Origin of the sequence: Leeuwenhoekiella marinoflava DSM 3653 (assembly GCF_900129005.1) — a bacterium.
GTDB classification, from domain to species: Bacteria; Bacteroidota; Bacteroidia; order Flavobacteriales; family Flavobacteriaceae; genus Leeuwenhoekiella; species Leeuwenhoekiella marinoflava.
This window is the reverse complement of sequence record NZ_FQUN01000008.1, coordinates 238,143-255,689: the sequence shown is the minus strand read 5'-3', so window position 1 is coordinate 255,689 and position 17,547 is coordinate 238,143. Positions and strand designations below refer to the sequence as shown.

Annotated in this window: 14 protein-coding genes; all 14 read left to right on the top strand. The window is 38.3% G+C overall.

Annotated elements, in window-relative coordinates:
• Nucleotides 1-17: 17 nt before the first annotated feature.
• The 14 genes from nrfD to ruvA all read left to right on the top strand — a co-directional run bounded on the left by nrfD (nucleotide 18) and on the right by ruvA (nucleotide 17,516).
• The gene (gene nrfD, locus BUB91_RS08570) at nucleotides 18-1,805 is read left to right on the top strand and encodes an NrfD/PsrC family molybdoenzyme membrane anchor subunit (protein WP_073098813.1); all 1,788 of its coding nucleotides are present in this window, start codon (nucleotides 18-20) and stop codon (nucleotides 1,803-1,805) included.
• A gap of 2 nt (nucleotides 1,806-1,807) precedes the next feature.
• A complete protein-coding gene (locus BUB91_RS08565) occupies nucleotides 1,808-2,347 on the top strand; it encodes a DUF3341 domain-containing protein (protein ID WP_073098812.1) in 540 nt (179 codons plus the stop codon).
• Nucleotides 2,348-2,350: 3 nt separating this feature from the next.
• Complete coding sequence (locus BUB91_RS08560; protein WP_073098811.1) at nucleotides 2,351-3,010, top strand: c-type cytochrome; 660 nt, start codon at nucleotides 2,351-2,353, stop codon at nucleotides 3,008-3,010.
• A gap of 23 nt (nucleotides 3,011-3,033) precedes the next feature.
• Entirely contained in the window at nucleotides 3,034-4,398 is a 1,365-nt protein-coding gene (locus BUB91_RS08555) for a quinol:cytochrome C oxidoreductase (protein WP_073098810.1), read from the top strand.
• A gap of 26 nt (nucleotides 4,399-4,424) precedes the next feature.
• On the top strand, nucleotides 4,425-5,492 hold the full coding sequence (locus BUB91_RS08550) for a cytochrome c oxidase subunit II (protein WP_073098809.1): 1,068 nt from the start codon (nucleotides 4,425-4,427) through the stop codon (nucleotides 5,490-5,492).
• Between the two features lie 25 nt (nucleotides 5,493-5,517).
• Nucleotides 5,518-7,344 (top strand): cytochrome c oxidase subunit I, encoded by a 1,827-nt coding sequence (locus BUB91_RS08545; RefSeq protein ID WP_073098808.1) that lies wholly within the window; start codon nucleotides 5,518-5,520, stop codon nucleotides 7,342-7,344.
• A 123-nt stretch (nucleotides 7,345-7,467) separates the two neighbouring features.
• A complete protein-coding gene (gene ruvB, locus BUB91_RS08540) occupies nucleotides 7,468-8,490 on the top strand; it encodes a Holliday junction branch migration DNA helicase RuvB (RefSeq protein WP_073098807.1) in 1,023 nt (340 codons plus the stop codon).
• A gap of 3 nt (nucleotides 8,491-8,493) precedes the next feature.
• Complete coding sequence (locus tag BUB91_RS08535; RefSeq protein WP_073098806.1) at nucleotides 8,494-9,816, top strand: cytochrome P450; 1,323 nt, start codon at nucleotides 8,494-8,496, stop codon at nucleotides 9,814-9,816.
• Complete coding sequence (queG, locus tag BUB91_RS08530) at nucleotides 9,813-10,745, top strand: tRNA epoxyqueuosine(34) reductase QueG (RefSeq protein WP_073098805.1); 933 nt, start codon at nucleotides 9,813-9,815, stop codon at nucleotides 10,743-10,745. Before BUB91_RS08535 ends, queG begins: the two co-directional genes overlap by 4 nt.
• Before the next feature lie 155 nt (nucleotides 10,746-10,900).
• Nucleotides 10,901-12,379 (top strand): MFS transporter, encoded by a 1,479-nt coding sequence (locus tag BUB91_RS08525; RefSeq protein WP_073098804.1) that lies wholly within the window; start codon nucleotides 10,901-10,903, stop codon nucleotides 12,377-12,379.
• A complete protein-coding gene (locus tag BUB91_RS08520; protein ID WP_073098803.1) occupies nucleotides 12,380-13,552 on the top strand; it encodes a glycoside hydrolase 100 family protein in 1,173 nt (390 codons plus the stop codon).
• On the top strand, nucleotides 13,549-14,478 hold the full coding sequence (locus BUB91_RS08515) for a carbohydrate kinase family protein (protein WP_073098802.1): 930 nt from the start codon (nucleotides 13,549-13,551) through the stop codon (nucleotides 14,476-14,478). The genes BUB91_RS08520 and BUB91_RS08515 overlap by 4 nt, the downstream gene beginning before the upstream one ends.
• Nucleotides 14,479-14,550: 72 nt before the next feature.
• Nucleotides 14,551-16,860: an NADP-dependent malic enzyme gene (locus BUB91_RS08510; RefSeq protein ID WP_073098801.1), complete on the top strand. Its 2,310-nt coding sequence runs from the start codon at nucleotides 14,551-14,553 to the stop codon at nucleotides 16,858-16,860.
• Nucleotides 16,861-16,934: 74 nt separating this feature from the next.
• Nucleotides 16,935-17,516: a Holliday junction branch migration protein RuvA gene (ruvA, locus tag BUB91_RS08505; protein ID WP_073098800.1), complete on the top strand. Its 582-nt coding sequence runs from the start codon at nucleotides 16,935-16,937 to the stop codon at nucleotides 17,514-17,516.
• Nucleotides 17,517-17,547 lie beyond the last annotated feature (31 nt).

The window sequence follows — 17,547 nt, the reverse complement described above, 5'->3', positions numbered from 1 at the left end:
AATATCAATATATTAATATGTCGTCACACTACGAAGCACCCATAAGAGAGCCTTTGATTCTTGGAGAGAAATCTTACCACGACATCAGCGTGGACGTAGGTGCTCCTATCTTAGGGAAGGCCAATAAATCTTGGTGGATTGTTTTTTCTATAGCGCTAATCGCATTCTTGTGGGGTCTTGGCTGTATTGTTTATACAGTAACTACAGGTATTGGGGTTTGGGGTCTTAATAAAACTATAGGATGGGCCTGGGATATTACCAACTTTGTATGGTGGGTAGGTATTGGTCACGCAGGAACACTTATCTCTGCAGTATTATTATTATTTCGTCAAAAGTGGCGTATGGCAATTAACCGTTCTGCAGAGGCGATGACAATATTCGCAGTAGTTCAGGCAGGTTTGTTTCCTATTATTCATATGGGGCGTCCTTGGTTAGCATATTGGGTATTGCCTATTCCTAATCAGTTTGGTTCACTTTGGGTAAACTTCAACTCACCGCTGCTTTGGGATGTATTTGCGATTTCTACTTATCTTTCTGTATCATTGGTTTTCTGGTGGACAGGTTTATTACCAGATTTTGCGATGATCAGAGACCGTACTAAGAGTCCTTTTCAGCAAAAAATCTATGGAATATTAAGTTTCGGATGGAGTGGTCGTGCAAAAGACTGGCAGCGTTTTGAAGAGGTTTCGTTAGTTCTTGCGGGTCTTGCAACACCTTTGGTACTTTCGGTACATACCATTGTATCTTTTGACTTTGCTACATCAGTAGTTCCTGGATGGCACAGTACAATTTTCCCTCCTTATTTCGTGGCGGGTGCGATTTTTTCAGGATTCGCAATGGTGCAAACATTACTTCTTGTAATGCGTAAGGTGGTAAACCTTGAAAATTATATAACAATCGTTCATATTGAATTTATGAACAAAGTAATCTTACTTACCGGTGGTATTGTAACGGTTGCTTATTTAACAGAATATTTTATCGGATGGTATTCTGGTGTTCCTTATGAGAATTACACATATCTTTCTTTTGGTGCAGCAACTGGTCCTTACTGGTGGGCTTTCTGGGCACTTATTATTTGTAACCTTATTGTGCCACTTACACTTTGGGTTAAGAAGTGGAGAAGAAATATCGTCTGGACTTTTATCGTAGCCTTAATTATAAATATAGGTATGTGGTTTGAGCGTTTTGATATTATTGTAATCTGTTTGAGTAAAGACCGCTTGGCTTCCTCTTGGTCAATGTTTCAGCCAACATTTGTAGATATAGGTGTATTTGTTGGGACAATAGGATTCTTCTTTGTATTATTCTTATTGTATGCAAGAACATTCCCGGTGATAGCGCAAGCTGAGGTTAAGAGTATTCTGAAGTCTTCTGGGGCACGCTACAAGAGAATAAGAGAGTCTGGTGAAGATTTAGCAGGTACTGCTACAGACGCTCGTACTTCTAATTACGCTGAACGAACAAGTTTGGCTTCAGCTTCAAATGCTTCTGATACGTATCACCAGTCAACTGTACACGCAGATGCATTGGTAGATACCGAAGCTAAAAAATCTGAAATAGATTTAATGCTAGCTAAAATCGGTACGTATAATCCGGCAACGCAAGCGGCAGATGATCTTAAGAAGATAAGTGGAGTAGGACCGGTGCTAGAGCAAAAGCTTCATCAGCTTGGGATTTATACCTATGATCAGGTGAGTAAAATGACAAAAACAGAATATGACCTTCTAGATGAGATTATCGATGCGTTTCCTGGTAGAGCAGAACGTGATGATTGGGCAGGTCAGGCACAAAATCTTAAACAATAATTATGGCATCAGGAAACGTATTACACGTGCTTTATAATGATGATGATATTCTCATGAGAGCGGTTAAAGAGTTGCGTTCTAAGCATTATAGGATTATTGAGGTATATACACCTTTTCCGGTTCACGGATTGGACAAGGCAATGGGTCTTCCTCATACACGTCTTGCTATATGCGCTTTTATTTACGGACTTATAGGTCTTAGCGTAGCAACTTTGATGATGAATTATATAATGATCGAAGACTGGCCAAGAAATATAGGTGGTAAACCTAGTTTTTCTTATTTGCAGAATATGCCTGCTTTTGTGCCAATTATGTTTGAATTGACTGTGTTTTTTGCAGCTCACTTAATGGTTATTACTTTTTATATGAGAAGTAAAATATGGCCTTTTAGAAAAGCTGAAAATCCTGATGTTAGAACAACAGATGATCATTTTCTAATTGAAGTAGATGCAGCTGATCACGATCTTGATGCGCTTTCTAAGTTTCTTTATGATACTGGAGCATCTGAGATAAGTCTAATTCATAATGAAGAACACGCTTAACAAATGAGAAATAGTATTCAAATATTAGGTTCATTGGTAATGCTGGTTTTATTGGCCTCTTGTCAAGATAAAGACTATAGAAATTACCAGTACATGCCTAACATGTATGAAGAGGTGAGTTACGAGACTTACGGTAATTATGATGTGTTTCCTAACGGAATGGAAGCGATGTTACCTGCTGAAGGTAGTGTTTCGCGTGGTTGGATGCCTTATGGTTATGAGGATAGCACTGAAGGATATGAGGCTGCGAAAGCTAACCTTAAAAATCCAGTACCATACACAGAAGATAATTTAAATGAAGGTAAAGCCCTTTATACTATTTACTGTGCAATTTGTCACGGTGATAAAGGAGACGGTAAAGGGACATTAGCTAAGCGTGAGAAAATTTTAGGTGTTCCTGCATATAATGATCAGGGTCGTGCTATAACAGAAGGTAGTATTTATCACGTTACTTATTATGGTCTTAATACGATGGGTTCTTATGCGTCTCAGACTACAGAAAAGGAATTATGGTTGATTAATCACTATGTTCTTGATCTAAAGGATGCACTTGACGGAAAACCTAAAAGAGCATTTGAGAATGCAGATTCTTCTGAAACAGTAACTACTGATGAGGCTGTTGAAGAGCATCAAATGACTGAAGAAGCGCAAACTGAAGAATAATAAAGGCAGGATATTTCAAAATTATGTACACGTTATCAAGTAAATTAAGACTTTTCGCCATAGTTTGTATGGTTCTTGGACTGATAGGTTTGGTATTTGGATTCTTATCTGTACCGACTACAGTTGAAGAAGCAAGCGAAATCCTGGCTTCTCACGAGGAGCATCACGGTTCTGGCGAAGAAGCAAGTCACGAGGAAGCAAATTTTGTTGACGAAGTTCGTCAAGAGCACGGATATTCTGAACATGCTATGGCTCAAGATAAAGACTTAGGTCACGATGCACACGAAGACGGTGAGCATATGGAGCACGTTTTGCATCAAATGCAAACAAAACCTTGGTCTGCTGCTTTTGTTGCTGCATTTTTCTTTATGATGATTGCATTAGGAACTTTAGTGTTTTATGCAATACAAACAGCAGCTCAGGCGGGTTGGTCTCCAGTTCTCTTTAGAGTTATGGAAGGTATAACCAATTATTTGCTTCCAGGTTCTGTGATTGTTTTACTTATAGTAATCTTTGCGGGTGAGCATTTTTATCCTTGGCAGAATCACGAGCTGGTTGCAGAAGATGCTATTCTCCAAGAAAAATCAGGTTATTTAAATTTTCCATTCTGGTTAATAAGAGGAATTACCTACGTTATCGGATGGAACTTATACCGTCACTTCGCAAGAAAGAACTCACTTGCAATGGATCATGCAGAAGATTTAAAGCCTTATAAAAACTTATTTAGATATTCAGTTTACTTCTTAGCATTCTTTATAGTTACTGAGTCAACAATGGCTTGGGACTGGTTTATGTCTATGACGCCACACTGGTATAGTACATTATTTGCTTGGTACATTTTCGCAAGTATTATTGTATCTGCAGTAACCGTTATTGCTATTGTAACTGTTTCTTTAAAAGCTATCGGTAAATTAGACTTTGTTAATGATAGTCACTTGCATGATTTAGCGAAGTTTATGTTTGGATTTAGTGTATTCTGGACGTACCTGTGGTTTGGTCAATTTATGTTGATCTGGTATGCAAACATCCCTGAAGAAGTAACGTATTTCATTTTGAGAATACAAGAATACAACCCTATCTTCTTCGGAATGATTATCATTAATTTTGTATTCCCTATTGTTATTTTGATGAATAGTGATTTTAAACGTGTATCCTGGTTTGTAGTAATAGCAGGTGTTATTATTCTAGTCGGTCACTACATAGATATATTCCTTTTGGTTATGCCATCAACAGTTGGGCCTTACTGGTCATTCGGAATCACAGAATTCGCTGCGTTACTATTCTTCCTAGGTCTATTTATCTTAATGGTAGGTATGGGATTAGCAAAAGTATCGTTGAGACCTAAGAACAATCCATTCTTAGTAGAAAGCGAGCATTTTCACTATTAATATCAACGAACAGAAAAAGCACAACAATGACCGTTTTTTTAGTACTTATTGTAATCATTCTTTTTGCTGTAGCAATATGGCAAATGAATAAAATATACGCGCTTTCTAAAGGAAACTCTTCTGGAGAATCTGGTGAAGTTGCTAACGAAAAAGATAACCGCATCAATGCCAAATTGATGGTTATGTTTATGGTGTTCCTTTACTTTTTAATGTTCTATTGTTTCTGGCATTATTCTAAATTCTATTTGCCTGAAGCTTCATCTGCACACGGTGGTAAATATGACAACTTGATGTTCATATCTATCGCTTTGATTATGGTTGTGCAGATAATTACACAGTTTTTATTACATTTCTTTGCATACAAATACAAGGGGAAAAAAGGACAGCATGCTCTTTTTTACGCAGATAATGATAAGTTAGAATTCATTTGGACTATTATTCCTGTAATAGTATTAGCAGGCTTAATTATCTATGGTCTTTTTACTTGGTCAGATATTATGAACTTTGATGAAGATGAAGATGCATTAGTTGTTGAGCTATATGCGCAGCGCTTTAACTGGAAAGCACGTTATGCAGGAGAAGATAACATCTTAGGGGATGCTAATGTTCGTTTTATAGAAGGGATTAATCAATTAGGTATAGATCCTAGCGATGTAGATGGTCAGGATGATGTAGTTACACAAGAGCTGCATTTGCCTGTAGGACGTCAAGTAGTTTTTAAATTAAGGTCACAAGACGTATTACACTCAGCTTATATGCCTCACTTTAGAGCTCAAATGAACGTTGTTCCGGGAATGATTACTCAATTCTCTTTTACTCCTACTGTTACTACAGAGGAAATACGTAAAACGGATTATATGCAAGATAAGATGCGTACTATTCAAGAAATACGTAAAGAGAAAAGTAAAGAGCTGGCAGCTGCTGGTGAACCTGCTTTAAATGATTATGATGAATTTGATTACTACTTATTGTGTAATAAGATTTGTGGAGAAAGTCATTATAACATGCAAATGAAAATTATTGTTGAGTCTCAGGAAGATTATGATAAGTGGATTAAGACTCAGAAAACCTTTGAGGCTAGTGTAGCTCAATAAAATTGTTATTTAAACGAAACTAGATATGTCAGCAAACGCAACAGCTTTGGAACATGCTCACGATGATCACGCACATCATGACCATCACCAGACTTTTATAACAAAATATATTTTCAGTACAGATCATAAAATGATCTCCAAGCAGTATTTAATTACTGGTTTAATAATGGGCTTCATTGGTATAGCAATGTCCTTGCTCTTTAGAATGCAATTGGCTTGGCCTGAAAAAAGCTTTACAATTTTTGAGATATTTTTGGGTAAATGGGCTCCAGATGGAGTAATGGATCCTAGTATTTATCTTTCGCTTGTAACCATTCACGGTACTATAATGGTATTCTTTGTACTTACAGCTGGTTTGAGTGGTACGTTTAGTAACTTGTTGATTCCATTGCAAATTGGAGCGCGTGATATGGCTTCTGGTTTCTTAAACATGGTTTCTTACTGGTTGTTTTTTATCTCTGCTGTAATCATGTGTTCTTCTTTATTTGTTGAAGCAGGACCGGCAGCTGCTGGTTGGACAATATATCCGCCATTAAGTGCGCTTCCTGAATCTATTTCAGCATCTGGTGCGGGGATGACGCTTTGGCTAGTTTCAATGGCATTTTTTATAGCATCTTCTTTGTTAGGATCCTTGAATTATGTTGTTACTGTAATTAATATGAGAACCAAAGGTATGTCTATGACTAGACTTCCTTTAACTATATGGGCGTTCTTTGTAACGGCAATTATTGGTATTGTATCGTTTCCGGTTTTATTATCTGCAGCGCTACTCTTAATTATGGATAGAAGTTTTGGTACTTCTTTCTTCCTATCTGATATTTATATTGGAGGTGAGGTATTACACAATAGCGGAGGATCTCCTGTTTTATTTGAACACTTATTCTGGTTCTTAGGACATCCTGAGGTGTATATTGTATTATTACCTGCATTAGGGATTTCATCAGAAGTTATAGCCACAAACTCTCGTAAGCCAATCTTTGGTTACCGAGCGATGATTGCTTCAATTCTTGCAATTGCATTCTTATCAACAATTGTATGGGGTCACCATATGTTTGTATCGGGTATGAATCCATTCTTAGGTTCTGTATTTACTTTTACAACTTTATTGATTGCGATTCCATCTGCTGTAAAAGCATTTAACTATATAACGACCTTGTGGAAGGGTAATCTTCAGATGAACCCTGCAATGTTATTCTCTATAGGTTTGGTTTCAACCTTTATAACCGGTGGTTTAACAGGGATTATTTTAGGAGATAGCACGTTAGATATAAATGTTCATGATACGTATTTCGTAGTTGCGCATTTCCACTTAGTAATGGGTATATCTGCACTTTATGGTCTTTTCGCTGGTGTATATCACTGGTTCCCTAAAATGTTTGAAGGTAAAATGCTTAATAAGAATTTAGGTTATGTTCACTTCTGGGTGACAGCAATTGGTTCTTATGCAGTTTTCTTCCCGATGCATTTTATAGGTATGGCCGGTTTACCAAGACGTTATTATTCAAATACTGCTTTCCCATATTTTGATGATTTAGCAGATGTGAATATGATGATTACCGTTGCGGCGATTGTTACTGCTGCTGTACAACTTGTATTCCTCTATAACTTTATTTCTTCTATTTTCTACGGAAAGAAAGGACCTAAAAACCCTTGGAAGTCTAACACTTTAGAGTGGACTACAGAATTAAAGCATATTCATGGAAACTGGGCAGGGGAATTGCCTTCAGTTTACCGTTGGCCTTATGACTATAGTAAATTGAATGAAGACGAAACAGAGTATGTAATACCTGGTCAGGATTTCGTTCCGCAGACTGTTCCACTTCAGGAGAATGAAGAAGAAATGAATCACTAGATTTTATATTCATAACTAATAAAGCCCGCTCTTCAGCGGGCTTTATTAGTTATGAATAATTTTTATTTCTGGTTTAGAGAAGTTGATTCGATTTCCAAAAAGCGTATTTAGTATCTTTACCTTATGAATGAGAATTTAGATGCAAGTGGGGAGGGTTTTACTCCAGAAGAGTATGATGTAGAACGCGCATTAAGACCGCTCAGTTTTGGCGATTTTACGGGGCAAGAACAGGTGATTGAAAATCTAGAGATATTTGTTCAGGCTGCAAACAGAAGAGGAGAGGCATTAGATCATACGCTTTTTCATGGTCCTCCAGGGCTTGGTAAAACCACTTTAGCTAACATCCTGGCAAATGAATTGGGTGTTAGTATTAAAGTAACCTCAGGTCCTGTTTTAGATAAGCCTGGGGATCTCGCAGGTTTGCTTACCAACTTAGAAGAACGCGATGTCTTATTTATAGATGAAATTCATAGATTGAGTCCGATAGTTGAGGAGTATTTATACTCTGCAATGGAAGATTACAAGATAGATATTATGATCGAAAGCGGGCCTAACGCACGCACTGTTCAAATCAATTTGAATCCCTTTACGCTCATTGGAGCAACAACCCGTTCTGGTTTATTGACTGCTCCTATGCGCGCACGCTTCGGTATTTCTTCACGCCTTCAGTATTATAATACAGAGCTATTAACTACTATAGTGCAACGTAGTGCAGATATATTACAAGTACCTATCGGTATGGAAGCTGCAATAGAGATCGCAGGTAGAAGCCGCGGAACACCTCGTATAGCTAATGCTTTGCTGCGTCGTGTGCGTGATTTTGCAGAGATTAAAGGTAATGGTACTATAGATATTGAAATTGCACGTTTTGGTCTTAAAGCTTTAAATGTAGATGCGCACGGTTTAGATGAAATGGATAATAAGATCCTCGCAACTATAATCGATAAATTCAAAGGTGGTCCCGTTGGGATTACGACGCTGGCGACTGCTGTTTCTGAAAGTGGCGAAACCATAGAAGAGGTTTATGAACCGTTCTTAATTCAGCAAGGCTTTATCATACGTACTCCACGGGGACGCGAGGTTACCGAAGCTGCTTATAAACACCTTAACCGGGTAAAAGGTTCTGTTCAAGGAGGTTTGTTTTAGGTTATGAAAAACATTCCGGAAGTTTCTGTATTACAGTTTTTAAGATCAGCACTCCAAATTTTAAAAAATCCATTACCTTTTCACCATAAAAATTTTAAAGTAAAAGGTGACACTTTTCGGTTAAATCTGGGTTTTACCAAGACTGTGATCTTTAGCAGAGATGCTTTGTTTGCACAAAACGCACTTCAGAAGAATCAAAAGAACTATCATAAATCGCCTATTCAGACTAAAGATCTGGCAAAGTATGTTGGCAAGGGGTTACTGACTTCAAATGGGAAACATTGGTCTAAACAGCGTAAACTTATTCAGCCTGCTTTTCACAAAAAGCAGTTGGCACAAATAATAGCCAAAATAGACCAAGCTATAACTGCAGAATTGAATAAAGTTGCTGTCAATAAACCATTTGATATTTTTCCGGTTTTTAATGATTTAGCATTTCAAACTGTTGTTCAGTCGTTATTCAGTAGTGCAGTTGATCAGAAAAGTATTAACCGTCTTCAATACATAACGGAGTCTGCTCAGAACATGATGGTTAGAGAATTGCGTCAGCCTTACTTAGGTTGGTGGTTTAAGGTGTCTGGTAAGCTGAGGGACACTTTAAAACTAACCCAGGAGGCACGTCAAATTCTCGACAAATTGGTAGATGAGCGTATCGCTAGCGGGCAAAAGGAGAATGATGTTTTAGATATGTTGCTTGATGCACGTTATGAAGATGGCGTAGCGATGGATCGGGAACAGTTGCTTGATGAAATTTTAATTTTATTTACAGCTGGGCACGAGACCACTTCTAACGCGTTGACTTTTACAGCAGAATTATTAGCTAGAGACCCTGAAGTACAGGAGCGGATTTTTGAAGAGGTTCAGCAAGTGGAAGGGTTTGAATTAATGGAGCAGCTAAAAGGGATGAGATTTGTGAACAATGTGATCAATGAGTCGATGCGATTGTATCCACCGGCGTATTTTATTGACCGTATTAGTTTAGAAGAAGATTCTATTTCAGGATTTAAGATTGAAGCCGGAGTTAATGTATTATTTTCCATTTATGAGATCCATAGACATAAGGACTTTTGGGAGAATCCGGAGTCTTTTAATCCGGATAGGTTTGAAGACGACAGTCTAAAATATTCTCCTTATTATTATCCTTTTGGTGCTGGACCTAGAATGTGCATCGGTAATAATTTTGCGATGTATGAGATGATTTTGGCGGTAGCTCAACTCATTAAAAAGTTTAAAATAGCACATAAAGAGGAGCCGATTGAAATCAATCCCTTGATAACTTTGAAGCCTAAAAATTCCATTTTAAAATTTATTCCACGCAACATTTGAATTCAAAAAAAGCCGAATATACCAGATTGATCAAAGCCGAAGCAAAACGTCTTGGCTTTATGTCTTGTGGTATATCTCAAGCGGGTTTTTTAGAAGAGGAGGCTCCACGGCTAGAGAACTGGCTAAAGCAAAATATGAATGGTGAAATGCGCTATATGGAAAACCATTTTGACAAGCGTCTGGATCCAACATTGCTTGTTCCAGGAGCAAAAAGCGTAGTCTCTTTAATCTTGAATTATTTTCCGGAAGAAAAACAGCGAGAGGATTCTTTTAAGGTCTCTAAATACGCCTATGGAACCGATTATCATTTTGTTATAAAAGATAAGCTGAAAGAGTTTTTAGAATATATCAGAGAAACCATTGGTGAAGTTGATGGGAGGGCTTTTGTGGATTCGGCACCGGTTCTTGATAAAGCCTGGGCGGCAAAAAGTGGGCTGGGCTGGATAGGTAAACACAGCAATTTACTCACCAAGCAAGTAGGCTCTTTTTATTTTATTGCTGAATTGATAATCGATTTAGATCTTGAATATGACACGCCAGTGACAGATCATTGTGGTTCTTGCACTGCGTGTATAGATGCGTGCCCCACACAAGCTATTGTGGATCCATATATTGTAGATGGTAGTAAATGCATCAGTTATTATACCATCGAATTGAAAAATGAAATTCCCGCTTATGCTCAGGATAAGATGGATGATTGGATGTTTGGTTGTGATGTGTGTCAGGATGTTTGTCCATGGAACCGATTCTCCAAACCGCACGCTGAACCCCTTTTTAATCCTAAATCTGAAATTCTAAACAATTCTAAAAAAGAGTGGCGTGAGTTAACGCAAGAGGTATTTTCTGAGATTTTTAGAAAATCTCCTGTCAAGCGTACTAAATATTCCGGTTTAATCAGGAATATCGAGTTTTTAGATAAGAAGCAGTAGCTCGTATTTTTCACAGGTTTTTAAGGAATATATTTTTGTATTCTTGTATATTGGTGATTTGAATTATTGTTTTGATAACGAAAACGTTTGAATTTTATAATAATTTAATTTAGTGTTTTTAAACGAATAGGCCTTCTATTTTACCACACTCACTTATGAATAAAATTTTAAGTGCTTTAAAGAAACCCAATCTTTCCTTTTGGCAGATTTGGAATATGAATGTCGGTTTTTTTGGTATTCAGTTTAGTTTCGGTCTACAGCAAACAGCTATTAATCCTATATTTTCTTTTCTGGGTGCAGATCATGCAGATCTACCTTTACTAAATCTTGCGGGTCCCGTTACCGGACTTTTGATTCAGCCTATAATTGGTGCGATTTCAGATAAGACCTGGTTGCCTAAATGGGGCGGGCGCAGAAAACCATTCTTTTTAATTGGTGCAGTTTTAGGAAGTATATGCCTCTTCGCTTTTCCTTTTAGTCCGGAGTTGTGGTTTGCAGTCGGTCTCTTATGGATTCTTGATGTGGCCAATAACACTGCAATGGAACCGTATCGTGCTTTTGTAGGAGATAAATTGAATGATGATCAGATTACGTTTGGGTATCAGATGCAAAGTCTTTTTGTAGGTGCTGGTATAACTATAGCTAACTTCTCACTGTTTATGTTTCAGGATTGGTTTGGAGTTCCTGCAGATCAGAGCGCAGCTTTGTGTAGTACAGCTACAGAAACTATTTCAAATATTCCAACCTGGGTCTATTACTCCTTCTTTTTAGGGGCAATCGCTTCGGTAGGAAGCATTTCTTGGTCAGTATGGAAAACTCCTGAAATTCCACCTTCTGATGAAGCTTTAGCAGAACTGAAGCGTGAAAAACGAGAGTCTGATTTTATCGATCGCATTCAAGAGCCTTTTGCTGAAATTATTGGAGCCCTAGGTAGAATGCCCAAGATGATGCAAAAACTCGCAGCAGTTTATTTCTTTCAGTGGTATGCATTATTTGTGTATTGGCAATTCATAACTCCAATGTTGCGCAATAGCATTTACGGGATAACCGAAAAAGATAATCAGCGTTTTGAAGGTATTATGGAAGCTTGCCGCAGCGGTGGGATAGTTGGCACTGGTGACACTGCTTTTGCGCAGAACTTTCAGATGGTTTCTGAGCAAGCTTTGGCTCAAACCGGTTTGATGAATGGTACTTACAATTTTGTGACGATGATTGTGGCGCTTGCATTAGTTCCTTTCGCTAAGAAATACGGCTCGCGAAACGTTTATGTGATGAGTCTCGTTTTTACAGGTATCGCAATGTTGAGTATGCCTTATATTAAAAATGAATATGCGTTACTCATCCCGATGATTTTGTTTGGAATAGGTTGGGCAGCGATGATGGGTATACCGTATGCGATGGTTTCTAAAGTGATCCCTGAAGAAAAGCGAGGCGTTTATATGGGAATTGTAAATATGATGATCGTGATCCCTATGTTGATACAAACGGTAACTTTTGGACCTATAATTAAAAACTTATTGGGTAACGATGCGATAAACGCCATTCTCCTTGGAGGGGTGTTTTTTATCATCGCGGCAGTATTAGCTTTGCGATTGAAAAGGAGCTATTCTTCAGACGAAATTAAAATGAACTAAATGAAAACAGCATATTCTCAAGCTATAGATTTACTCAATAAAGTTGCTACAGAAAAAGGATTTCTTGCAAGCGCGGATGATATTGCAAATTATCGCCGGGTCTGGGCAAGAGACGGCGTGATATGTGGTCTTGCCGGTCTGGTTGATGGAGATGCAAAACTGGTAGAAACTCTGAAGCAAACGCTGATTACGTTGGTGGAGCATCAGCACGATTTGGGGAATATACCGTCTAATGTACATTTTACAGAAACTGGTGCTGAGCTGAGTTTTGGTGGTCTTGCCGGCCGTGTAGACACAGTGTCGTGGTTTATAATTGGCGTGTGTCAATATGTGCTAAAAACAGAAGATTCAGCATTTCTGAGTAAGATGAAGCCACATCTTTTAAAAGGTTTTGAATTGATGCACAGCTGGGAATATAACGATGGGGATTTGATGTATGTTCCGCGAAGCGGAAACTGGGCGGATGAATATCCTACTCAAGGGTTTATTTTATATGATCAATTACTTCGAGTCTGGGCAATACGCTCGTATTTGAAGTTGAATTCAGATGTTGCTCTTTCAGGAAAAATGGATGCTATTACCGCAAAACTAACTAAGAATTACAAACAGCGTGGTCCACAGGACGGCATATATCATCCTAAAGCCTATGCCGCTTTAAGTGAAAAACCATATTGGGTCGCTTCGTTAGAGCCGGCTGGTTATCAAACACAGTTTGATGCATTTGCAAACAGCTTGGCACTGATGTTAGACTTAGGAAATGAACAAGATAAAGCCCAACTTATAGCTTATACCGAAGCTACACGTACAAGTGTAGCTACGCAATTATTACCTGCTTTCTGGCCGGTAATTGAAGAAGGTGATGAAGATTGGCGTTTTTTAACTAACAATTGCAAATACGAGTTTAGAAATTACCCGTACGAATTTCATAATGGTGGGACCTGGCAAATGCTAAATGGTTTTTACGCTTTGGGGCTTGTTCAACATGGAGAGTTAGAATTGGCTGCAGAAGTTTTGAGTCAGATAGACAAGCTAAACGCAAAAGAGAAGTGGTCTTTTTATGAGAATTTTAATTCTAAAACCACTGAGGCTAACGGAGTGCCTTTTTGTGCGTGGAGTGCTGCAGGAGCAGTTTTAGCAAGTCAGGCGCTGCAAGGAAACACACTTTTTTTATGAAAAAGGAAATAGACATTATTTGCGTAGGAGAAATTCTTATAGATTTTATAGGAATTCAAGAAAATGTATCCCTCTCAGGGACTGAAAATTTCCAGCGTTTTTTAGGTGGAAGTCCTACGAATGTAGCTGTTAATACAAGACGTTTGGGTTTGAATTCCCGATTGGTTTGTGCAGTAGGTAAAGATGGTCTGGGAGATTTTATTCAGCAAAAATTAAAAGACTTAAATCTGAATACGGAAGGAGTTGCTGTACGGGATGAATTTCCAACCAGCGTGATCTTCGTGTCGAAAACCACCGGAACTCCAGATTTTATAGCATACCGGGAAGCAGATAAAGAGTTGGTTGCAGACCAACTATCAATAACTCTTTTAAAACAAGCTAAACTATTTCATACCACTTGTTTTGCGCTTAGTAAAAAACCGGCGCAGCAAACAATCTTAAAAGCGGCAAAAGAAGCTTCAGAATTGGGATTGCAATTGAGTATTGATGTGAATTACAGCGAGCGTATCTGGCCAGATCGTAGAGAGGGTTTAAGGATAATCAAAGAATATTTCAGTTATAATCCTTTGGTTAAGATAAGTGAGGATGACATGTTTAGACTTTTTGCCGAGCATAAACCGCACCAAGAGATTTTCGATTTTTTTCACACAAATGGTGTTGATCTGGTGTGCTTGACATTAGGTGCAGAAGGAGTTAAGCTTTCCAGAAAAGAAAATCATGTGCTAACACTTCCGGCTTTAAAGTTAGATTTTATTGCAGATGCAACCGGTGCGGGTGACGCATTTTGGTCCGGATTTTTATACAGTTATTTACAGAATGCTTCAGATGAAGAAGCGGCTCAAACTGCTTTGAAAACGGCAGCTTTAAAACTTCAATATTTAGGTAGTATTCCTGAAAATATTGATATTTTGGCAGAAATCAGCTAAAGGAAACCTTGTAAATTCTTAGTCTGATTCAATAATAGGTTTACTTTTGTAAGACGAGTAAACAACTTTAATATGAGCAAAGAAAGTAAGCGCCGAGAGGCTCTAATCTACCATGCAAAACCTACTCCGGGTAAAATCGCAGTAGTCCCTACTAAAAAATATTCTTCGCAACGCGACTTATCATTAGCCTATTCGCCAGGAGTTGCAGAGCCTTGTCTTGAGATCGAAAAAGATAAAGAGAATGCTTATAAGTATACAGCAAAAGGAAATCTTGTTGCTGTAATTTCTAACGGAACAGCTGTGTTAGGTCTTGGAGATATAGGTCCCGAAGCTTCTAAACCGGTGATGGAAGGTAAAGGTTTGCTTTTTAAAATTTTTGCAGGTATAGACGTTTTTGATATCGAAGTAGATACTAAAAATGTAGAAGAGTTTATCGCAACCGTTAAGAATATAGCGCCCACTTTTGGGGGTATTAATCTGGAAGATATCAAAGCTCCTGAAGCTTTTGAGATAGAAAGAAGGCTTAAAGAGGAATTAGATATTCCGGTAATGCACGATGATCAGCACGGTACTGCGATTATTTCTGCCGCAGCTTTACTCAACGCAGTAGAACTTACTGACAGAAAGATGGATGAAATCCGAATTGTGGTGAGTGGAGCTGGAGCTGCTGCTGTTTCTTGTACCAGACTTTACAAAGCTTTCGGAGCAAAGCCTGAAAATATAGTAATGCTAGACAGCAAAGGAGTGATTCGCAGCGATCGGGAGCGTCTTTCTTCGGAGAAAGCAGAGTTTGCTTCAGACCGAAAAATAGATACGCTTTATGAGGCGATGGTAGATGCAGATGTGTTTATCGGTCTTTCTATAGCAGATATCGTTTCGCCCGAAATGCTAAAAGCTATGGCGCCTAACGCAATTGTATTTGCAATGGCAAACCCTAATCCTGAGATTGATTACAATCTTGCGATGGATACGCGGGACGATATCATTATGGCGACCGGCCGTTCTGACCATCCTAATCAGGTGAATAACGTGCTTGGTTTCCCATTTATATTTAGAGGAGCGTTAGATGTGCGTGCCACTAAAATTAATGAGGAAATGAAAATGGCGGCTGTTAAAGCCCTTGCCGAACTCGCTAAAGAATCAGTACCTGAGCAGGTGAATATAGCTTATGGTGAAACCCGCTTGAATTTTAGTAGAGAATATATTATCCCAAAACCTTTTGACCCCAGGTTGATCACAAAGGTTCCGCCAGCAGTAGCGAAAGCTGCAATGGAAAGTGGTGTTGCACGTGAGCCTATTACAGATTGGTTAAAGTATGAAGACGAATTATTAGAGCGAATGGGCTCAGATAATAAAATTGTACGTCTTATACTCAACCGTGCTAAAACCGAACCTAAGCGCATTGTGTATGCTGAAGCAGATCAACTTGATGTGCTTAAGGCTGCGCAGATTGTTTATGATGATGGGATTGGAACTCCGGTTTTATTAGGAAATCGTGAAACGATTATAGAGTTGATGCAAGAGTTGGATTTTGATGCAGATATTCAAATTATAGATCCAAAAACTCCTGAAGAAAAACCAAAGCTTAATGAATATGCACATATTTATTGGCAAGAGCGTAAGCGTAAAGGAGTGACCTTGTATGATGCTCAAAAGTTATTGCGACAGCGTAACTATTATGCATCTATGATGGTGAAACAAGGAGATGTAGATGCGATGATTACCGGATATAGCAGTAGTTATCCTTCAGCAGTAAAGCCGGTCTTAGAGGTTATAGGTTCTGCGCCTAATGTTCAGAAAGTTGCTGCGGCAAACTTGATGAATACAAGTAGAGGGCCTTTGTTTTTAGCAGATACTTCTATTAATATTGAACCTTCAGCAAAAGAACTGGCAAAGATTGCTTTGATGACAGCTCGTACCGTACGCTTGTTTGGTATGGAGCCTGTAATTGCAATGATCTCGTATTCTAACTTTGGTTCTTCAAAAAATCCTCAGGCAGATAAAGTGCGTGAAGCTGTTTCGTATTTACATAAATTCTATCCAGAATTAGCTGTAGATGGGGAGTTGCAGGCAGATTTTGCTTTAAATTCTGAATTGCTAAAGAGTAAATTTCCGTTTTCTAAACTGGCCGGCAAAAAGGTAAATACGCTTGTTTTTTCTAATATAGATTCAGCAAACATTACCTATAAGATGATCAAAGAGCTCAATAAAGCAGATAATATTGGGCCTATTATGATGGGTATGAACAAGCCAGTACACGTGCTTCAGTTAGGAGCAAGTGTAGATGAGATTGTTAATATGTCTGCTGTTGCAGTTATTGATGGTCAACAAAAGGGGAAGAAACTTCAAGAAGAACTTCTGGGAGATAGCTTAAAAGCATAATTTTCTAAAATAAAAGGCTTCAGGTGTGCTCAATTATTTTAGTACATTTGAAGCCTTAACGTTTTTTATAGCAAATGATTACATTCTTAAGAGGTAAATTGGTCGAAAAAAACCATACCGATGTCGTTATCGAGTGTAACGGAGTGGGGTATTTTGTGAATATATCTCTACATACTTTTTCGCTTTTGCCTGAAGGGGAAAGTATAATGTTGTATACTTATCTTCATATTAAAGAGGATTCTCATACACTTTATGGATTTTCTCATAAGTCTGAACGAGAGATTTTTAAATTGCTTATTTCTGTAAGTGGTGTGGGTACAAGTATAGCGCGTACGATGCTGTCTTCTTTAGATCCCAGTCAGGTAAAACAAGCCATTGCTAATGGTGATGTAAGGACTATACAAGGTGTTAAGGGCATAGGAGCTAAAACAGCACAACGTGTTATTTTAGACTTAAAGGATAAGATTCTTAAAGTTTATGATATTGACGAAGTTTCTCCTGTTGCAAGCAATACGAACAAAGATGAAGCGTTATCAGCTTTAGAGACGCTTGGTTTTGCGCGAAAGCAAGCAGAGAAAGTGTGTGATGGTATTGTGCGCGAAGATCCTCAGGCTTCTGTAGAAACAATTATAAAGTTGGCACTTAAAAAACTATAATAGACTTTGGGTACAAAACTACGCTGGTTTT